Source organism: Micromonospora sp. NPDC048947, from assembly GCF_040649495.1.
Classification (GTDB): domain Bacteria; phylum Actinomycetota; class Actinomycetes; order Mycobacteriales; family Micromonosporaceae; genus Micromonospora; species Micromonospora alfalfae.
In genome coordinates this window covers 92,060-111,082 of record NZ_JBEZFO010000009.1, presented here as the reverse complement: position 1 = coordinate 111,082, position 19,023 = coordinate 92,060, and the positions used below count along the sequence as shown (strand labels likewise).

General features: G+C 71.7%; 17 protein-coding genes. 10 read left to right on the top strand and 7 right to left on the bottom strand.

Annotation, left to right across the window (positions count from 1 at the left end; translation table 11 throughout):
* Positions 1-31: 31 nt before the first annotated feature.
* Positions 32-1,210 carry a CapA family protein gene (locus AB0B98_RS15290; protein WP_357363148.1) on the bottom strand — a complete coding sequence of 393 codons (1,179 nt, stop codon included), beginning with the start codon at positions 1,208-1,210 and terminating at the stop codon, positions 32-34.
* A gap of 11 nt (positions 1,211-1,221) precedes the next feature.
* Positions 1,222-1,929 (bottom strand): adenosylcobinamide amidohydrolase, encoded by a 708-nt coding sequence (locus AB0B98_RS15285; protein WP_238667242.1) that lies wholly within the window; start codon positions 1,927-1,929, stop codon positions 1,222-1,224.
* Positions 1,930-2,072: 143 nt separating this feature from the next.
* Between AB0B98_RS15285 and AB0B98_RS15280 the strand changes: the two genes are divergently transcribed.
* The 9 genes from AB0B98_RS15280 (at position 2,073) to AB0B98_RS15240 (ending at position 13,346) form a co-directional block, all read left to right on the top strand.
* Complete coding sequence (locus AB0B98_RS15280; protein ID WP_007466162.1) at positions 2,073-2,750, top strand: Crp/Fnr family transcriptional regulator; 678 nt, start codon at positions 2,073-2,075, stop codon at positions 2,748-2,750.
* Positions 2,751-2,864: 114 nt separating this feature from the next.
* Entirely contained in the window at positions 2,865-3,608 is a 744-nt protein-coding gene (locus AB0B98_RS15275) for a metallophosphoesterase family protein (protein ID WP_357363146.1), read from the top strand.
* A gap of 507 nt (positions 3,609-4,115) precedes the next feature.
* The gene (locus tag AB0B98_RS15270; protein WP_091403316.1) at positions 4,116-4,721 is read left to right on the top strand and encodes a TetR/AcrR family transcriptional regulator; all 606 of its coding nucleotides are present in this window, start codon (positions 4,116-4,118) and stop codon (positions 4,719-4,721) included.
* 38 nt (positions 4,722-4,759) lie between these two features.
* Complete coding sequence (locus tag AB0B98_RS15265) at positions 4,760-5,557, top strand: TIGR03084 family metal-binding protein (protein ID WP_357363144.1); 798 nt, start codon at positions 4,760-4,762, stop codon at positions 5,555-5,557.
* Positions 5,554-7,230 carry an acyclic terpene utilization AtuA family protein gene (locus AB0B98_RS15260; protein ID WP_357363142.1) on the top strand — a complete coding sequence of 559 codons (1,677 nt, stop codon included), beginning with the start codon at positions 5,554-5,556 and terminating at the stop codon, positions 7,228-7,230. The genes AB0B98_RS15265 and AB0B98_RS15260 overlap by 4 nt, the downstream gene beginning before the upstream one ends.
* Complete coding sequence (locus tag AB0B98_RS15255; protein WP_238667245.1) at positions 7,227-8,423, top strand: acyl-CoA dehydrogenase family protein; 1,197 nt, start codon at positions 7,227-7,229, stop codon at positions 8,421-8,423. The genes AB0B98_RS15260 and AB0B98_RS15255 overlap by 4 nt, the downstream gene beginning before the upstream one ends.
* Before the next feature lie 55 nt (positions 8,424-8,478).
* A complete protein-coding gene (locus AB0B98_RS15250; protein ID WP_357363140.1) occupies positions 8,479-10,080 on the top strand; it encodes a carboxyl transferase domain-containing protein in 1,602 nt (533 codons plus the stop codon).
* Between the two features lie 69 nt (positions 10,081-10,149).
* Positions 10,150-12,159, top strand: a complete 2,010-nt coding sequence (locus AB0B98_RS15245) for a biotin carboxylase N-terminal domain-containing protein (RefSeq protein WP_357363137.1) — start codon at positions 10,150-10,152, stop codon at positions 12,157-12,159.
* Entirely contained in the window at positions 12,156-13,346 is a 1,191-nt protein-coding gene (locus AB0B98_RS15240) for an acyl-CoA dehydrogenase (protein WP_238667248.1), read from the top strand. The genes AB0B98_RS15245 and AB0B98_RS15240 overlap by 4 nt, the downstream gene beginning before the upstream one ends.
* Positions 13,347-13,486: 140 nt before the next feature.
* Here AB0B98_RS15240 and AB0B98_RS15235 read toward each other — a convergent pair whose 3' ends face one another.
* The 4 genes from AB0B98_RS15235 to AB0B98_RS15220 are packed head-to-tail and all read right to left on the bottom strand — an operon-like array spanning position 13,487 to position 17,014.
* Complete coding sequence (locus AB0B98_RS15235) at positions 13,487-14,500, bottom strand: hypothetical protein (RefSeq protein WP_357363135.1); 1,014 nt, start codon at positions 14,498-14,500, stop codon at positions 13,487-13,489.
* A complete protein-coding gene (locus AB0B98_RS15230; protein WP_238667250.1) occupies positions 14,497-14,844 on the bottom strand; it encodes a PadR family transcriptional regulator in 348 nt (115 codons plus the stop codon). Before AB0B98_RS15230 ends, AB0B98_RS15235 begins: the two co-directional genes overlap by 4 nt.
* Positions 14,845-14,897: 53 nt before the next feature.
* Positions 14,898-16,076: a hypothetical protein gene (locus tag AB0B98_RS15225; protein ID WP_238667251.1), complete on the bottom strand. Its 1,179-nt coding sequence runs from the start codon at positions 16,074-16,076 to the stop codon at positions 14,898-14,900.
* Positions 16,073-17,014, bottom strand: a complete 942-nt coding sequence (locus AB0B98_RS15220; RefSeq protein ID WP_357363133.1) for a transporter substrate-binding domain-containing protein — start codon at positions 17,012-17,014, stop codon at positions 16,073-16,075. The genes AB0B98_RS15225 and AB0B98_RS15220 overlap by 4 nt, the downstream gene beginning before the upstream one ends.
* A gap of 168 nt (positions 17,015-17,182) precedes the next feature.
* Between AB0B98_RS15220 and AB0B98_RS15215 the strand changes: the two genes are divergently transcribed.
* Positions 17,183-17,524 (top strand): hypothetical protein, encoded by a 342-nt coding sequence (locus AB0B98_RS15215; protein WP_238667253.1) that lies wholly within the window; start codon positions 17,183-17,185, stop codon positions 17,522-17,524.
* Here AB0B98_RS15215 and AB0B98_RS15210 read toward each other — a convergent pair.
* A complete protein-coding gene (locus tag AB0B98_RS15210) occupies positions 17,511-19,007 on the bottom strand; it encodes a serine/threonine-protein kinase (protein ID WP_238667254.1) in 1,497 nt (498 codons plus the stop codon). The two genes, AB0B98_RS15215 and AB0B98_RS15210, sit on opposite strands and share 14 nt — an antisense overlap.
* Positions 19,008-19,023 lie beyond the last annotated feature (16 nt).

The window sequence follows — 19,023 nt, the reverse complement described above, 5'->3', positions numbered from 1 at the left end:
CTACGTCGCACCCCGGACGCTTCTCCTCGGGTCAGCCGGCGGTCGGCGCCGAGATCTTCCCCTGCCCGTCCAGGCGAGCGCCGCCCTTCGGGAAGTCGGCGCGACTCAACTCGGTGACCAGGCCCAGGCCCCGATCGTCCGGGTCCATCGTCGGCTTGCCCGCCGAGTTCATGTACGTGGAGGTGAACGAGCCGCCGGCCCAACTGCCGTCCGGCTTGAGCGACACCTTCAGCACCCCGCCCCAGCCGAGGCGACCGTCGTTGCTCAGCGAGTTGCCGCCGCCGGCGAAGTTGCCCAGGCTGTACGCGATCAGGCGCCCCTGGTAGAACTCCATCCCGCGCAACACGTGCGGGCCGTGCCCGACGATCAGGTCGGCGCCAGCGTCGATCATGGCGTGCGAGAACTTCACCGGGTCGCCCCGGTTTTCGCCCAGGAACATCTCGGTGCCCGGCTTCACCCGGGTCTTGTCGACGCCCTCGCCACCCATGTGCACCTGCACCACGACCAGGTCGGCCATGGTGGCGGCCTTGGCGACCACCGCCTTGGCCTTGTCGATGTCGACGAGGCTGTTGGACCAGACGTACGACGAGAACCCGGCGACGGCGACCTTGACGCCCTTGACGTCGACCACTGTGATCTCGTTCGGTGCGCCGGTGTGCTCCAGGTCGTACTTCTTCAGCGCCTTCTGGGTGTTCTCGTAGCCCTTGGGCCCGTAGTCGTAGCCGTGGTTGTTGGCCTGGTTGAGCACGTCGAAGCCGGCGTCGCGCAGGTGGGCGGCGTACTCCGGCGGGGCGCGGAACTGGAAGCAGCGGGTGGAGTTCGCCCCGCACTTGCCGGTGCCGGTGTCGACAGTCAGCGGCTCCTCCAGGTTGCCCATCACCAGGTCGGCCTTGAGGGCCGCGGTGACCGAGTTGAAGAAGCCCTTGCCGCCGGCGGCGGGCAGCCGAGCGGGCGCGTTGCCCATGATGATGTCGCCGGTGGCGGAGAGCGAGATCGCGCCACCCTGCCCGGACGATGCGGACCCGGTGGCCTTCGGGCCGGCAGTGGAGACCGGCGCGCCGGTGCCACCACCTCCCGCGCCGGGCTGCCAGACGGGTGCCTCACCACCGGGGTCGGCACAGCCGGCGACGAGGAGGGCGGCCAGCAGCGCGGCGAGGCCGAGGGCGACGCGGCGGCGCGGGCGGGACGCGAGGGGGGCGGGAGCGTACATCGCCCGCGACCCTACCGGTCGTTAAACACGCCAACGACAGCCGATCGGGTGGACTTTGCGCCAGTGAGCTGGTCGGACCACGGCACGACCGGCCGGGAACCACCGGCGAGCACCGCCGCGTGCACCGCTCGGGCGAGCGGGGCGCCCCAGGTGGAGCGCGGTCCGCCGTACGCGGCCTCCGGCCCGTCCACCGGGCAGAGCACTGTGACAGCGTCGGTGGGCGTGCCGGTCCCCGGAACCCCCAGCTCGGTGATCGCCTGGGTCTTCGCCTCGGTAGCGGTGGCCACCGCGTTGACCAGCGCCGAGTCGGCGAGCCGGGCCGGCACGTACACCACGATGTTGACAGTGCCGACGCGTTGGGTGAGCGCGGCCGGCGTCGGCGCGGCCGCGGGCACCGGCGTGCCGAGCCCGACGGTCGCCCAGGCCCGCACCCCGGCGTCGGTTCGCGCCACCACCTCGGTCACATCGACGCCGGTCAGCAGACCGATCCCGGGCCCGTCGAGGGCCAGCTCGGCGGCGAGCGAGGCCAGGTGCGCCGCCGGGTCCTCCCGGTCGTACGACATCGGTACAGTCGCGTTCAACACCCACCGCCGGACCCCGATGCCACCGCCCAGCGGAGCGCTGCTGACCGCCCGCAGGGGCACGTCCGCGCGCCAGACGAGCAGCGGTACGTGCCGCCCGTCCTCGGGGCGGCTGGTCAGAGTCGGCTCGTTCAGCACGTCGGGCAGGTTACGCCCTGCGATCACGATTCCAGGGGCGACCTCTGATTCATGCTCACGTGCGCCTAGACTTGGCGGCGCGCGAGGGGATCAGCGGACGGCGGCCCCGGCCGACGGACGGCACGCGCAACCGGAGGTGCGCAATGGACGAGGTACTGGCCCGCAGCGGGATCTTCCAGGGTGTTGACCCGGAAGCTGCCGAGGCGCTTGCCAAGGAGATGGAGACGATCGAGGTCCGCAAGGGCGAGATCGTCTTCAATGAGGGCGAGCCCGGTGACAGCCTCTACATCCTGCTGTCCGGGAAGATCAAGGTTGGTCGCCGCGCAGCGGACGGCCGGCAGAACCTCATCGCGGTGATGGGGCCGTCGGACATGGTCGGTGAGCTGTCGCTCTTCGACCCGGGTCCGCGTACGGCGACCGCCACCGCGGTGACCGACACCCGGCTGGTGCGGCTGCGTAAGCAGGCGCTGCGGCCGTGGCTCAACAACCGCCCGGAGATCGCCGAGCAGTTGCTCCGGGTGCTCGCCCGGCGGCTGCGCCGGACCAACGACTCGCTGGCCGACCTGATCTTCACGGACGTGCCGGGCCGGGTCGCCAAGAACCTGCTCCAGATGGCGGGCCGCTTCGGCACCCGCGACGGCGGCGTTCTGCGGGTGACCCATGACCTCACCCAGGAGGAGATCGCCCAGCTCGTCGGCGCCTCCCGGGAGACGGTCAACAAGGCGCTGGCCGACTTCGCCTCGCGCGGCTGGCTGCGTTTGGACGGCAAGAGCATCATCATCCTGGACCCGGAGCGCCTGGCCCGTCGCGCCCGCGTCTGAGCAGCACCAAACGTCCCCGCCCACCGTCACCGACGGTGGGCGGGGACGTTTCTGCCGTCTGCCCGACGCAGAATCGCTGGTGTGGAGGCGGTGCCCCTGGTGAGGCTGGGGCCCATGATGAACCGAGTTGCGGTGCTCTCCGACATCCATGGTGTCCTACCGGCGCTGGAGGCCGTACTGGCCGAGCCGGACGTCGCCGCCGCCGATCTGATCGTGCTCACCGGCGACATCGCGGCCGGCCCGCAGCCGGTCGAGGTGCTGGACGTGCTCGCCGAGCTGGGCGACCGGGTGTGCTGGGTCGGCGGCAATTGCGAACGCGAGCTGGTCGAGGCCCGGGCCGGCCGCCCGGCGTCGATCGAGGTGTCGAACTGGGCCGCCGGGCAGTTGCGCGACGACCAGGTGGCCCGGCTCGCCGCGCTGCCGGCGACTGTGACGCTGGAGATCGACGGCCTCGGGCCGACGCTGTTCTGCCACGCCACGCCCCGTGACGACGAGGAGGTCGTGCTCGTCGACTCCCGGATGGCGCGCTGGGCGGAGGTGTTCGACGGTCTCCCCACCGAAGTTTCCACGGTGGTCTGCGGCCACACGCACATGCCGTTCACCCGGCTGGTCGACCGGCGTCTGGTGGTCAACCCGGGCAGCATCGGCATGCCGTACGGGGGCGCGGGCGCGTGGTGGGCGCTGCTCGGGCCGGGCGTCCAGCTACGCCGCACCGCCTTCGACGTGGACGCGGCCTGCGCTCGGGTGGCTGCCGAGTCGACCTTCCCCGACGCCGCCGCCTGGGCCGACGAGTACCTGCGCTCCCAGCACAGCGACGCCGACGCGCTGACCGTCTTCGGCCCCCGCGACGGCCGCTGAGCCGGCCGGCAGACGGCCGGCGGGCGGCGGGCGGCGGCGGGCGGCGGGCGGCGGCGGGCGGCGGCGGGCGGCGGCGGGCGGCGGCGGGCGGCCGCAGGCTGCGGCGGGCGGGATACCGGTCAGGGAGCCTTTGGAGCTGAATCGTTTGCGGCATCAGCAGTAGGTGATCGGCAGGCCGAACCGCGAACGCGGGCGACGGGCGCGGGCGACGGGCGACGGGCGACGGGCGACGGGCGCGGGCGACGGGCGACGGGCGCGGGCGACGGGCGACGGGCGACGGGCGACGGGCGCGGGCGACGGGCGACGGGCGCGGGCGACGGGCGACGGGCGCGGGCGACGGGCGACGGGCGCGGGCGACGGGCGATTCGTTTGTGACATCAGCTCCATAGCGAGACCAGCAACCAAAGCCCACCTCCCGCGCCGCCCGCGCCGCGAGCCCACCCGAGCGTCGCGGGTTCAGAAAAAGTCAGTCTTGACTGTTTGTTTCGTAGGCAGCAGGCTGTCTCAGTGCCCACCGCATCGACGCGTGTCCCGCAGCAGGAACGCAGCCGCGCCACCCAGGCCCGGCTGCTGGAGGCGACAGTCGACTGCCTGATCGAGCACGGTTGGTCCGGCACCACCACCACAGTCGTCGCGGCGCGGGCCGGTGTTTCGCGTGGGGCACAGCTGCACCACTACCCGACGAAGGCGGCGCTGGTGACGGCCGCGGTGGCCCATCTGGCCGAGCGCCGGGCCGACGAGTTGCGCACCGAGGCCGAGGCGCTGCCGGCTGGTCCGCAGCGGTTGGACCGGGTCGTCGACCTGCTCGCCGTGGCGTTCACCGGGCCGCTGTTCGTGGCCGCGCTCGAGCTCTGGGTCGCCGCCCGCACCGATCGGGAGTTGCGGGACGCCCTGGTGCCGTTGGAGGCGACGGTCGGGCGGGAGATGCACCGGCTCACAGTCGCCCTGCTCGGTGTCGACGAACGTCGACCCGGTGTCCGCGAAGCGGTGCAGGCGACGCTCGATCTGCTCCGGGGGCTCGGGGTGGCCAACCTGCTCAGCGACGACTCCGCCCGTCGGGCCGCCCTGTTGACCACCTGGAAGCGCCAGCTCGCCACCCTGCTCACGCCCTGACCGCCGGCCGCACCCGGCCACCACCGACCGGAGGCACCATGGTCGACCTCAGCGATCTGCTCACGGACCTGGCCGACGAGTCCGCCCAGCTGGACGCCCTGGTAGCGCCACTACCCGTTGCCGACTGGGCGAGGCCGACCCCGGCCCCGGGCTGGAGCATCGGGCATCAGATCGCCCACCTCGCCTGGACCGACCACGTCGCGCTGTTGGCCGCGACCGATCCCGAGGCGTTCTACGCGACGGTCACCGCAGCGCCGGACGTGACCCGACTCGTCGACGTCGGCGCCGAGGAGTTCCTCGCCCCGCCGGCCGAGCTGCTCGCCCGCTGGCGGGCCAGGCGCACCGCGCTCGTCGACGCGCTGGCCGCCGTTCCGGCCGGCGGCAAACTGCCCTGGTACGGCACCCGGATGTCGGCCACCTCGATGGCCACCGCCCGGATCATGGAGACCTGGGCGCACGGCGGGGACGTGGCCGATGCCCTCGACGTGGTCCGCCCCGACAGCGACCGAATCCGGCACGTGGCACACCTGGGCGTGCGTACCCTCGGGCACGGTTTCGCCGCGCACGGCCGGGAGGCACCGACAGCGCCGGTCCGGGTCGAGCTGGTCGGGCCCGGCGGGGAGGCCTGGAGTTGGGGTCCGGCGGACGCCGCCGACCGGGTCACCGGCCCGGCTCGGGACTTCTGCCTGCTGGTCACCCAGCGCCGACACCGCGCGGACCTCGCTCTGGTCGCCACCGGGTCGGTCGCCGACGAATGGCTCGACGTGGCGCAGGCCTTCGCCGGGCCGCCGGGCGACGGCCGGCAGCCGGACGGCGGGATCGGGGCAGGGGCGTGATCCGCATCGGCAACGCCTCCGGCTTCTACGGCGACCGGTTCACCGCCTGGCGGGAGATGCTCGACGGCGGTGAGCTGGACGTGCTGACCGGCGACTATCTCGCTGAGTTGACCATGCTGATCCTGGCCCGGGACCGTATGCGCGACCCCGACCTGGGCTACGCGAAGACGTTCCTGCGGCAAATGGAGACCTGCCTCGGCACCGCCCTCGACCGAGGGGTGCGGATCGTGACCAACGCCGGCGGGCTGAACCCGGCCGGCTTGGCCGCCGCCATCGAGAAGCTCGCCCACCGGCTCGGCCTACCGACCCAGGTCGGGTACGTCGAGGGCGACACGATCCAGCGACCGGACGCGTTGAGCGCGAACGCCTACCTCGGCGCGTTCGGGATCGCCGCCTGTCTCGACGCAGGCGCGGATGTGGTGGTCACCGGCCGGGTCACCGACGCGTCGCTGGTGGTCGGCCCGGCCATCGCCCGGTACGGGTGGGGCCGCGACGACCTCGACGAGTTGGCCGGGGCCACCGTCGCGGGGCACCTCGTCGAGTGCGGCGCGCAGGTCACCGGCGGCAACTTCAGCTTCTTCACCGAGCTGCCCGACGGCGGCCACCGGCCCGGGTTCCCGATCGCCGAGGTGTACCCCGACGGCTCATCGGTGCTCACCAAGCATCCGGGCACCGGCGGCGCGGTCACAGTGGAGACGGTCACCGCCCAACTGCTCTACGAGATCGGCGGGCCCGCGTACCTCGGGCCGGACGTGGTCACCCGACTGGACACTGTGACGCTTCACCCCGAGGGGGCGGACCGGGTCCGGGTTTCCGGCGTGCGGGGCACGCCGCCACCTCCCACGCTGAAGGTGGGCGTCAACAACCTCGGCGGCTTCCGCAACTCGATGACGTTCGTCCTGTGCGGTCTGCACATCGAGGCGAAGGCGGCAGTGGTCCGGGGGCAGATCGAGGAGGCGGTGGGCACTGACGGGCTGGAGTTCACCCTTGCCCGGACCGACCATCCGGACGCCGTCGACACCGAGGCGGCCAGCGCCCTGCTGCACGTACACCTGCGGGACGGCGACAAGGCGCGGGCCGGGCGGGCCTTCTCGGCCGCCGCTGTGGAGTTGGCCCTGGCCTCGTACCCGGGCTGCACCCTGACCACAGTGCCGGGCGACGCGACACCGTATGGCGTCTTCACCGCCGACGCGGTGCCGCAGGACGCGGTGGCGCACGTCGCGGTGCTACCCGGTGGCGAGCGGGTTCCGATCGCCCCGCCGATCCGCACCGCCAGCACCTCGCAGGACGAGTCGACAGCGGGTGGCGACGCGGTTGCCGACGGCCCGACCCGGCGCGGGGCTCTCGGCGAGGTGGTCGGCGCACGATCCGGGGACAAGGGCGGCGACGCCAACCTCGGTGTCTGGGCGCGTTCCGAGACCGGGTACGCGTGGCTGCGGAACTGGTTGACAGTCGAACGGCTGGCCGAGCTGGTGCCGGAGACCGCGCCGCTGTCGGTGCGGCGCTACGAGTTGTCGAACGTGCGCGCAGTCAACTTCGTGATCGAGGGTCTGCTCGGTGCCGGGGTGGCCGCGTCCACCCGGTTCGACCCGCAGGCCAAGGCACTCGGCGAGCTGCTGCGCGCCCGGATCGTCGACCTGCCTGCCGACCTGCCGACCGGGGCGTCCCGATGAGCATCGTGGACTCCCCGGAGCGCCGGCAATTACGCGAGCTGACCCGGGCGTTCGTGACCCGGGAGGTGTTGCCGCACCTTGACGACTGGGAGCGGGCCGGCGAGGTGCCCCGGACGCTGCACGCGACCGCCGCGAAGCTCGGCCTGCTCGGCATCGGCTTCCCGGAGTCGGTGGGTGGCAGCGGCGGTGACCTACTCGACTCGATCATCGTGACCGAGGAGCTGATCCGCTCCGGTGGCTCGTCCGGGTTGGTGGCGGCCCTGTTCACGCACGGGATCGCGTTGCCGCACATGGTCGCGGCGGCCGGTGCCCGTACCGGTGGCTCGCTGGGCGGTCGACTCGGTGGCGTGTCGTCTCCGGGCGACGACAGCCTGATCGAACGGTACGTGCGGCCCACGTTGTCCGGCACGATGATCGGCGCGCTGGCCATCACCGAGCCGGACGGCGGCTCGGACGTTGCCGGCATCCGCACCACCGCCCGCCGCGACGGCGACCACTATGTGGTGAACGGGTCGAAGACGTACATCACCAGCGGGCACCGGGCCGACTTCGTGACAACGGCGGTGTGTACCGACTTCCCCGGCAGCGGTGAACTCACATTGCTGGTCATCGACAAGGGGTCGCCCGGGTTCACTGTGGGACGCCGGTTGGAGAAGCTGGGCTGGCACTGCTCGGACACCGCCGAGCTGTCCTTCGCTGACGTGCGGGTGCCGGTGGCCAACCGGATCGGCGCGGAGAACACCGGCTTCCTGGCGATCATGCAGCACTTCGCGGCGGAACGGCTGTCGCTGGCGACCCAGGCGTACGCCACAGCGCAGCGCTGCGTCGAGCTGGCGGTGCGCTGGTGCCGGGACCGGGAGACCTTCGGGCGTCCGCTGGCCAGCCGGCAGCTGATCCGGCACCGGTTGGCCGAGATGCACACCCGCGCGGAGGCGGCCCGGTCGTACGTGCACGAGGTGGCCAACCGGGTGGCTGCCGGCGAGCCGGTGGTGACAGAGGTAGCGATGGCGAAGAACGTCGCAGTCGCCGCCTGCGACCACGTCGTCGACCAGGCGTTGCAGCTGCACGGCGGATTCGGCTACCTGCGCGACGCCGAGGTGGAGCGGCACTACCGCGACGCGCGGATCCTCGGCATCGGCGGCGGCACCACCGAGATCATGAACGAGATCATCGCGAAGGGCATGGGCCTGTGAGTGCGAGGAGTGAGCCGGGCCTGCGAGCCCCTCAGTCGCGAACGAAGGAGGCACAGTGACCACACTGGGCAGCGCTGTCGACCCGTCCGCGGCCTCGTACCTGGCGAACCGGGCCGCGTTGCTGGAGCGGCTGACCGAGCTGGACGCCGCGCTGGACCAGGCGCGCGCGGGTGGTGGCGACAAGTACGTGACCCGGCACCACGCGCGCGGCAAGTTGCTCCCCCGGGAGCGGATCGAGCTGCTGGTCGACGCCGACAGTCCCTTCCTGGAGTTGTCGCCGGTCGCCGCGTACGGCTCGGACTTCCCGGTCGGTGCCAGCGTGGTCACCGGCATCGGGGTGGTCGAGGGCGTGGAGTGCCTGATCGTCGCCAACGACCCGACGGTACGCGGCGGCGCCGTCAACCCGTGGTCGCTGGCGAAGACCAGGCGGGCCGGCGAGATCGCCCTGGCCAACCGGCTGCCCATGGTCAATCTGGTGGAGTCCGCCGGGGCGGACCTGCCCACCCAGGCGGAGATCTTCATCCCCGGCGGTCGGGTGTTCCGTGACCTCACCCGGCTCTCGGCGGCCGGCATCCCCACTGTCAGCGTGGTCTTCGGCAACGCCACCGCCGGTGGCGCGTACGTGCCGGGAATGTCCGACCACGTGATCATGATTCGGGACCGGTCACAGGTGTACCTGGCCGGTCCGCCGCTGGTGAAGATGGCGACCGGCGAGGTCACCGACGACGAGTCGCTGGGTGGCGCGGCGATGCATGCCGGCACGTCCGGGCTCGCCGACTACCTGGCCGCCGACGAACGGGACGGCATCCGCCTGGCCCGGCAGTGCGTCCGCCGACTGAACTGGCGCAAGCAGGGCCCGTCGCCGCGGACGGCGGTGCCGCAGCCACCGAAGTACGACCCGGAGGAGCTGCTCGGCATCACCAGCGCCGACCTGAAGGTGCCGTTCGACCCTCGGGAGGTGCTGGCCCGGATCCTGGACGGCAGCGACTTCGACGAGTTCAAGCCGGCGTACGGGGACGCGCTGGTCACCGGTTGGGGCGAGGTGCACGGGTACCCGGTTGGTGTCCTGGCGAACGCCCGAGGGGTGTTGTTCAGTGCGGAGGCGCAGAAGGCGGCCCAGTTCATCCAGCTCGCGAACGCCTCGGACACCCCATTGATCTTCTTGCAGAACACCACCGGCTACATGGTGGGCACCGAGTACGAGCAGCGCGGCATCATCAAGCACGGCGCCCTGATGATCAATGCGGTGTCGAACTCGACGGTGCCGCACCTGACTGTGAACCTGGGTGCCTCCTACGGTGCCGGCAACTACGGCATGTGCGGCCGGGCGTACGAGCCGAGGTTCCTGTTCACCTGGCCGAACGCGAAGTCGGCGGTGATGGGCCCGGCGCAGCTCGCGGGGGTGCTGTCGATAGTGGCCCGGCAGGCGGCTGCCTCGCGGGGACGCGACTACGACGAGGACTCCGACGCGGCGATGCGGATGATGGTCGAGCAGCAGATCGAGTCGCAGTCCGGCGCGCTCTTCCTCTCCGGCCGGCTGTACGACGACGGGGTGATCGACCCGCGGGACACCCGGACCGTCCTCGGGCTCTGCCTCTCGGCGATCCACAACGGACCGGTGAAGGGCGCCGACGGTTTCGGCGTCTTCCGGATGTAAGCCGTGAGCGCGAGGAACGCAGCGAGGCGGAGTCCCGCAGTCGCGAACGAAAGGCAGGCTCAGGGGACCATGATCAACAGACTGCTCGTGGCCAACCGGGGCGAAATCGCCCGCCGGGTCTTCGCCACCTGCCGCGCGATGGGCGTGGAGACGGTTGCCGTGCACTCGGACGCGGACGCCGACACGCCGTTCGTGGCCGAGGCCGACCTGGCCGTACGCCTGCCGGGGAGTTCGCCGGCCGAGACGTACCTGCGGGCGGAGCTGATCCTGGACGCGGCCCGGCGCAGCGGTGCGGACGCCGTCCACCCCGGCTACGGGTTCCTCGCCGAGAACGCGGAGTTCGCGGCGGCGGTGACCGACGCCGGTCTGACCTGGGTCGGGCCGCCGGCCGCTGTGATCGCCGCGATGGGCGACAAGCTGGCGGCGAAGACGCTGCTCGCCGAGGCGGGCGTGCCGATGCTGCCGAGTTGGACCGACCCCGACGAGGTCACCGACTTCCCGGTGCTGGTCAAGGCGTCGGCCGGCGGTGGTGGCCGGGGCATGCGGATCGTGCGGGACGCTGACGAGCTGGCCGAGGCCGTCGCCAGCGCCAGCCGGGAGGCGGCTGCCGCGTTCGGCGACGGCACTGTCTTCATCGAGCGGTACGTCGAGCGTGGCCGGCACGTCGAGGTGCAGATCCTCGGCGACTCGCACGGCACGGTGGCCGCCCTCGGGGTGCGCGAGTGCTCGATCCAGCGCCGACACCAGAAGATCATCGAGGAGGCCCCCGGGGTGCTCCCGGGGGAGCTGCGCCCGGCGCTCAACGAGGCGGCGGTCTCCGCCGGACGTGCCGTCGACTACGTGGGCGCTGGCACCGTGGAGTTCCTGCTGGCCCCGACCGGTGAGTTCTTCTTCCTGGAGATGAACACCCGGCTGCAGGTGGAGCACCCGGTCACCGAGCTGACCGTCCCCGTCGGTCTCGACCTGGTCCGGTGGCAACTGCTGGTCGCCGAGGGCGTACCACTGCTGGAGCACCTGCACGAGCCGGGCGCACGCGGCTACGCGATCGAGGTGCGGTTGTGCGCCGAGGACCCGGCGCAGGGCTGGCTGCCCGCGACCGGCGTGCTGAGCCGGTTCGCGATTCCGGGGGTCGACCGGGAGTTCGGTGGCCTCCAGCGCGCCGGCCTGCGGCTGGACTCCGGCGTCGAGACGGGCTCCGAGGTGAGCGTGCACTACGACTCCATGCTCGCCAAGCTGATCGCCTGGGCGCCGACCCGGGCCGAGGCGGCCCGGGCCCTGGCAGGCGCGCTGACCCGAGCCGAGCTGCACGGGGTGGCCACCAATCGCGACCTCCTGGTCCGGGTGCTGCGCAGCCCGGAGTTCGCGGCTGCGGAGATCGACACCGGTTTCCTGGACCGGCACCCGGAGGTCTTCGCGCCACTGCTGCCCGCCGACCAGCTTCCGCTGACCGCCCTGGCCGCCGCGCTGGCGGGTGCGGCCCAGCGCCGAGCGACCGCGCCGGTGCTGGGCTGGCTCCCCTCCGGCTGGCGCAACGTGCCCGCCGTCGCGCAGGTCAGCCGCCTTACCGGGCCGAACGGCGACGAGATCGAGGTCCGCTACCGCCTGGACCGGACCGGTGGACTCGCCGACTGGTCAGCGGCGCTGCCCGGCGACCCGGCGGCGTCGGAGGCGAAGCCGCCGGCAGTGACGCTGGTGGAGGCCACCCCGGAGCGGGTGGTGCTCGACGTCGACGGGCTTCGGCGCGCGTACCGCGTACACCAGGTGGGGTCGGCTGTCTTCGTGGACGGCCCGGACGGCGCGGCGAGCCTGGCCGAGTTGCCGCGTCTCCCGCTGCCCACCGCGGCGGTGGCGGCCGGGTCGCTGCTCGCGCCGCTGCCCGGCATGGTGACCCGGGTGCACGTCCAGGTCGGCCAGTGGGTCTCGGCCGGCGATCCGCTGCTCACGTTGGAAGCGATGAAGCTGGAACATCCCGTGCTCGCCCCGATCGACGGCATCGTCGCCGAACTGCCGGTGCCGACCGGCGGTCAGGTACAGACGGGCGCCGTGTTGGCAGTTGTCGACGAAAAGGACCCCCGATGACCTTCGACCTCACCCCCGAGCAGGACCAGCTGCGCGACGCCGTGCGGGCGTTGGGCCGCCGCTACGGTCACTCCTACTTCGTCGAGAAGGCGAGGGCCGGCGAACACACCACCGAACTCTGGGCGGAGGCCGGACGGCTCGGCTACCTGGGGGTCAACATCCCCACCGAGTACGGCGGCGGGGGCGGCGGCATCACCGAGCTGGCCATCGTCTGCGAGGAGCTGGCGGCGGCGGGTTGCCCGTTGCTGCTGCTGGTGGTCTCCCCCGCCATCGCGGCGACAGTGCTGAGTCGGCACGGCACCGAGGACCAGCGCAAGCGGCACCTGCCGGGCCTCGCCGACGGCTCCCAGAAGATCGTTTTCGCGATCACCGAGCCGGAGGCCGGTTCCAACTTCCACCGACTCGGCACTGTGGCTCGCCGCGACGGCGACGGCTGGCTGCTCAACGGCCGCAAGTGCTACATCTCCGGAGTCGACGAGGCCGGTCACGTGCTGGTGGTGGCCCGTGTCGCCGTCGATGACGGCCCAGCCGGTTCAGCGGATGCGTCTCCGCAGAAGCTCAAGCCGGCGCTGTTCCTGGTGCCGACCGATGCGGCCGGGTTGACCCGCTCCAAGCTGGACATGGAGATCGTGTCCCCGGAGAACCAGTTCCTGCTCTACCTGGACGACGTGCGGGTGCCCGCCGACGCGCTGCTCGGTGAGTCGCTGGACGCCGGGCTGCCGGCGCTCTTCGCCGGGCTCAACCCGGAGCGGATCACTGTGGCCGCGATGGGCGCCGGCACCGGCCGGTACGCCATCGAGCGGGCCAGTGAGTACACCGCCACCCGCAAGGTCTGGGGTGGTCGGAGCATCGGTTCGCATCAGGGGGTGTCGCATCCGTTGGCACACGCGGCGGTGCAGGTGGAGCTGGCCCGCCTGATGATCCAGAAGGCGGCCACCCTGTACGACGCCGGTCGCGACCTGGAGGCCGGGGTGGCCGGCAACATGGCCAAGTACGCGGCCGGGGAGGCCGCCGCCCTCGCCGTGGACACCGCGGTGCAGGTGCTCGGCGGGGCCGGCATGACCACCGAGTACGGGGTGGCGACCCTGCTCGGCGCGGTCCGGGCCGGCCGGATCGCACCGGTCAGCCGCGAGATGATCCTCAACTTCGTGGCCCAACACGTCCTCGGCCAGGACAAGTCGTACTGACGCCCGCCCGCCTGCCTGCCTGCCTGTCCCGCGCGCCGCCCGCAAGATCGACTCGGTTTTCTTGAATCCGGGGGGTCCAAGGACCAACAACCCCCCGACTTCCTGAAAACCGAGTCGATCTCTGCCGAGGCTATGCGGCCTCACTCTCCTCGACCGGCCGGCCGCTCCCGCTGGTGCAGGATCGCCACGGCCACCGCGAAGAACAGCGTGGGCACCAGTGCCAGCACCAGCCACTGCGTCGGGGTGAGCGCGGCGAGGACACCGTCGTGGGTGGAACGCTCCCGGAACGTCCCCGTGGAGCCGAAGCCCACCCGGGTGAGCAGCAGCGTGACACCCACCGGAACCACCAGTGCGAGCAGGCGTCGCCGCAGCACCACCGGCGTCGACAGGATGACAAGGGCGAAGAGCAGGTATCCCGCCGTCAGCAGGATCGCCTCGATCCGGCCGACACCGACGGTGAAGATCCACGTGCCGTAAACCGGAGTCGTCGAGTCATCAGCACCACTCACCTGGGCGATGCTCGGAGCACCGACGCTGACCAGCGTCGCCGCCGCCAGCGTGCCGAGCCGCCAGGGCGCGAGGGAAGCCGTCATGAAACGGGGAGCGCGGACCACGAGCGCCAGCGGGACCATCACGGCGAGCACGGCGGGCCAGAGATTGCGCACAGTGGAATATTGCCCGTAATCCTCGGCGACCCGAACCACCTCGAACGACGCGCAACAGACGGCGATCGCGGCTGCTGCCCGGCCCCAACCGAACACGGCCGACACCGCCACAGTGAGCCACAGCAGCGCCACGAGACCGACCGGCCAGAGGACAAACTTCTCTCCCAACCCCTCGGGATAGCTGTCCGCGAACATGGCGAGGTGCAGCACCGGAACGCGTGCGGCTCGCACGAACAGCATCAACGCGGCGATCAGGCCGAACGCCTGCGCCGCCTCCCGCCACGAGTCTGCCGAGAATCGCGCACGCGCCTGGCGGACATGCGCGTGCAACGCCCCGCCGAGCAGTGCGAGCACGTCTCGCGCCGCAGGCCTGCGCTGGCCCGGTGACGCGTCGTCCAGCAGCACACCAATCAGTTCGTCCTCGTACTGCCGGCGGTAGGCGCGGGGATAGCAGGCCAGCAGCCACCGGTAACCGTGTTCCAGCGTCACGCCGCACCGCCGTCGACGATGAGACCGGCACGGCGCAGTCGCACGCTCGCCGCGTCGGCGTTGCTGCGCAGCCGCGCGGATTCCTCGGCGAGCCGTTGCGCCCCGGAGGCGGTGAGTCGGTAGTACCGGCGCAATCTGGACTGCACCTGCTCCTCGCGATCGATGTCGACGAGGCCCTCGGTTCGTAGCCGGTCGAGGGCTGCGTAGAGGGTGCCGGCGCGCAGGTCGACACGCCCGTCGGAGATTCGACGGACCTCGTCGAGGAGCGCGTACCCGTGCCGTGGGGCCTCGACGAGCGCGGTGAGGATCAGATAGGTGGACTCGTGCATGGAAGCCTTCGCCATCGCCACAGCATATACAGCGCGACTGTATATACGGGGAACCGTTCCCCGCAGCGTCAGGCTGGGGTACGGCAGGCGGCGTCGATGCGGTGGACCGGACGGACCCGGCGGCCCATCCCCTCCAACAGGGAATCCTCGACGTGGAAGTCGTGAATGCGCAGTTGGTGGCGGGGCAACTCTTCCTCGCTGGGGCAGAGCACCTGGGCGCGGACCAGGTCGACCGGGACGTACCGGACGCCGCCCCGTTCCTGAAGGATCACCATGTTGACGTCGTCGGTGGTGACCACGTGCCCGCGTACGTCCTCGGTGGGCCCGCTCTCTGGGCCCACTGTGGTGACGGTCAGCGGCAACACCGGTGTGGTGATCACCGGCACCGCGGCCCAGATCAGGGTGGCGAGCACCGCCACCTCGGTCACCGACGCCAGCGGCCGGATCACCAGGCCCGGCAGCGGCCCCGCGATGAACAGGGCCAGCAGTGGGGGCACCACGATGAGCGCCAGCACCAGCCACTCGTCGCCCTGCCGCATCGCGTCGCGCATCGTGGGCAGCATCAGCCAGCCGTACCCGGCGAGCAGCGCGCCGATCAGCAGCAGCCGAGGCACGACCCGCTCGTGCAGTCGCGCCGGGCGCAGTTGGAACGCCGCCACGAACGCCGGCAACAGCAACGGCAGGTAGAGCAGCGGCCAGGTGATCAGGGCGAGCAGGAAGCTGGCCAGCACCACCCAGGCCGGGGTGATGTCGGCCCAGCGGGCGAAGAGCGGGCGGCGACGGGTGCCCGGTGGAAGTCGATCCGCGCTGACGGCCAGTACCGCGCCGAGCGCGAAGACGGCGACCAGCCCGGTGGAGAGCAGCCGGGCGGCGGTGGTCAGGAAGCCGGCAAGCAGGTTGACCGGCCCCACGTTGGCCACCAGCAGCAGCGTGGTCTGGAGTTCCCCGCCGGCCTCCACACCGAGGCGGAGCACCGAGAAGATCGCCGGCACGCCCACCACTGCCGTCCAGAACGACTGGCTGGCGCGGGCGCGCCGCTCCGCCGGATCCCAGCGGACCCGCCCCGGCTCGACCTCGGCGACGACCGGTTCGGCCGGTTCGGCGACCGGCACTGCGGCCGGCCAGGCAACCTCACCTCCCGCGCCGGCCGCCGTGCCGTCGACTGTCGGCGAGTCGGCGGCGGGCACTGACGTGCGCGGCGGCGGGACCGGCCCGTCGCCGCTGGTGGCGGTCGGTGCCGCGCTCACTTCGCGGGCGCCTTGTCGTCGAAGTCGACAAGCTTCGGCACCTCCAGCGGCTGCGGCTGGCGCTTCTCGGCCTTCAGCCAGGGGCCCAGGGTCCGGTTGTACGCGGTCTGCCAGGGGCTGGCATCTCCGTCGCGGCCCTGCTCATAGCTCTTCTGCAGGAAGAACGCGACCAGGTCGCGCAGCGCGGGGTCACCGATCGGCACGCCGATGCCCAGCAACTCGCTGGTGCCGAACGGCATGTCTACGATCTCGAACTCCTTGGGGAAGCTGGCCAGGAAACCGGCAAGGATCGACTCGTCGGAGCTGACCGCGTCGTACCGACCCTTTCGGATGCCATCGACGCAGTCGCCGACGTCCTTGACCACGAACGTCTTGACCTGGTGCTTCTCCAACTCGGCCTCGGTGGTGGAGCCGCCGCTGGTGCAGACCTTGTAGGCCGGGTCGCGCAGATCCTCAATGGTGCGAATCTTGTCCTTCAGTCGGACCGGCACCATCACCTCCTGCGTGGTGACGAAGTACGGGCCAGCGAAGCTGATCAGCTTCTTACGCTCCTCCGTCATGGAGAAGCTGGACACCACCAGGTCGACGGTGCCACCTTGCAGCGACGGGATGCGGTCCTCGGTGGCGACGGACACGAACTCCAGCCGCTGGTCTCCCTCGTAGCCGAGGGAGGCCGCGACGTACCTGGCGATCTCGACGTCGAACCCGACGTGCTGGCCGTTTCGCAACTCACCCATCAGCGGCTCGTTCGTGGCGACACCGATCCGCAGCTTCGACTGACCGTAGATGTGCGTCTCGCGCATCTTCTCCTGCACGGAGGGCAGGGCTGGTTCCTGCCTGCTGTCGCAACCGGCCGCGGCGGCGAGCACGAGAGTGAGAGCGACGGCCAGCGTCGACGCGACCGAGCGGAGCCGGGACTGCGAACTGCCTGGGTTCATGGGCGACCTCGCTACCGGAAGGGCCTGCGGAACACCGAGAGTAGCCGTTCTTGTCCAATCCGTGTGCGTGCGGTGGGGCCTGTCGAATGCAGGGCTCGGATCGACGCCGATCGGCGCGGCGGTCGGCTCTGCGGTTGACAGCCGGCCTAGTCACGACATGCTGGACACGTGAGCCGATTGTCCAGACCCGATGCGCGCACGGTGGCTGTGCTCGCGGCGCTGGGAGCCCTTGCGCCGCTGGTCATGCTGGTCGTGTGGCGCCGACAGGACCTCCTCGGCGTGGTCCTCGCGCTGCTCTGCGTGCTAATGACGATGGTCGCCGGGGTCGCAGTCTCCGCCGCCCGTCAGGTCGACGATCCGGAGCCGGCGGACCGGTCGGCAGTCATCGGGCCGCCCGAACTGATGCCGTACGGGATCGACGCGGACACTCTCGACGCCCTGGACCCCAGGGACGCGTTGCGTGCGGTGCGTGACCGCCGGCGCGGGTCGAACGGGCTCAGCGGCCGGTGAGCGTGGGCGCGGAGAGCGCGTCCGCACCGCGCCCCGCCAGACACCGGTAGGTCCGGTCGATGCTGCCATCGACCGGTGGTAGCACCTCCAGGTGCCAGCCGGTCGCCTCGGCGATGCCGGTGGTCAACCGGAACGTCCTGGCGCTGCACACCTGCCGCACCGGCTCAGCGGCGGCCACCTCGTCGTAGTCGGCGCCGACCAGCGACACCGGCAGGATGCCCTCGGCGTACGTCTCCCAGGTGTGTCGGCCGGCGCAGGACAGCCGAGCCGCTTCGGCGCGGCTGCCGCGGATCCGCATCGGGCCGAAGCACTCCAGCTCGGGCAGGCACCGGGCGCCCTCGGGCAGGGCGGTGGGCGCACCGGTGCCGGTCGCGCAGCCGGGCAACGGCCCGGTCGCCGGTGCGGCGATCTGGGTTGCCGACGGGTACGGGGTGGGTGGTGGCGCCCGGTCGGCGACCCAGGCCCCGGCGGTCGCGGAGGCAGCGAGCGCGAGCACCCCGGCGCCACCGAAGAGCCAGCGCCGCCACCGGCGACCGGCGGGGAGGGTTCGCTGAGTGTCCTCGATGGGCGCTCGGGGCACCGGCTGGCTGGCCGCGTACGGGCCGGAGAGGGTCGCGGCACCACTGACCGGAGCGCCGCTGACAGGTGCCGTCGGCGAGCCGAGTGGCAGATTGGTGAGCAGGTCGTGCAATTCCAGGGCGGAGGGGCGCTCTCCCGGATCGTTTGCCATGCCGACGCGCAGCACGTCGATCAGCTCGTCCGGCACCCCGGGCAGGGCGGGGAGCGGCTGGTTGAACATCTCCAGCACTGTGACCAGGCTCGGGTTGCGCTCGGACTGCCAGCGCGGCGGCCGGCCGTGCATCACCGCGTAGAGGGTGGCGCAGAGCGCGTACACGTCGACGGCCGGTGACGGTGGGCTGTGGCTGAACATCTCCGGCGGCGCGTACGCCGGGGTGAGCACCTCCAGGGTGACCGAGGCGTCCCGGTGCTCGGCGAGGACGGCGAGCCCGAAGTCGGCGAGCACCGCCGAGTTGAAGTGCGAGTGGAGGATGTTTGCCGGTTTCACGTCCCGGTGCAGCACCCCGGCGGCGTGTGAGTGGGCCAGCGCGTCGGCGATCTTGATGCCGAGGTCGCGGGCCTCCACCGGGCCCAGCGGCGAGGTGCGCATCCGTTCGGCGTACGAGCCGTCGCACAGCTCCATGATCAGGTAGGGGTGCTGATCGACTGTGACCCCCACGTCGAAGAGGTCCACCACGTGCGGGTGGGACGACATCCTGCCGGCCGCCCGCGCCTCGCGCAGGAAGCGGGCCTGATCGCGCTCGCTGTCCAGCGTCCGGTTCTCCACCTTGACGGCGACCTCGCGACCCACGGAGATCTGGGTGGCCTGGTAGACGGTCGCGTACCCGCCCCGGGCAAAGACCCGCAAATCAGTCAGGCCGGGCACGATCGGCACTGGCAGGCCGCCGGTCGGGGTGTCGGTCACCGCTCGAAAATACCCA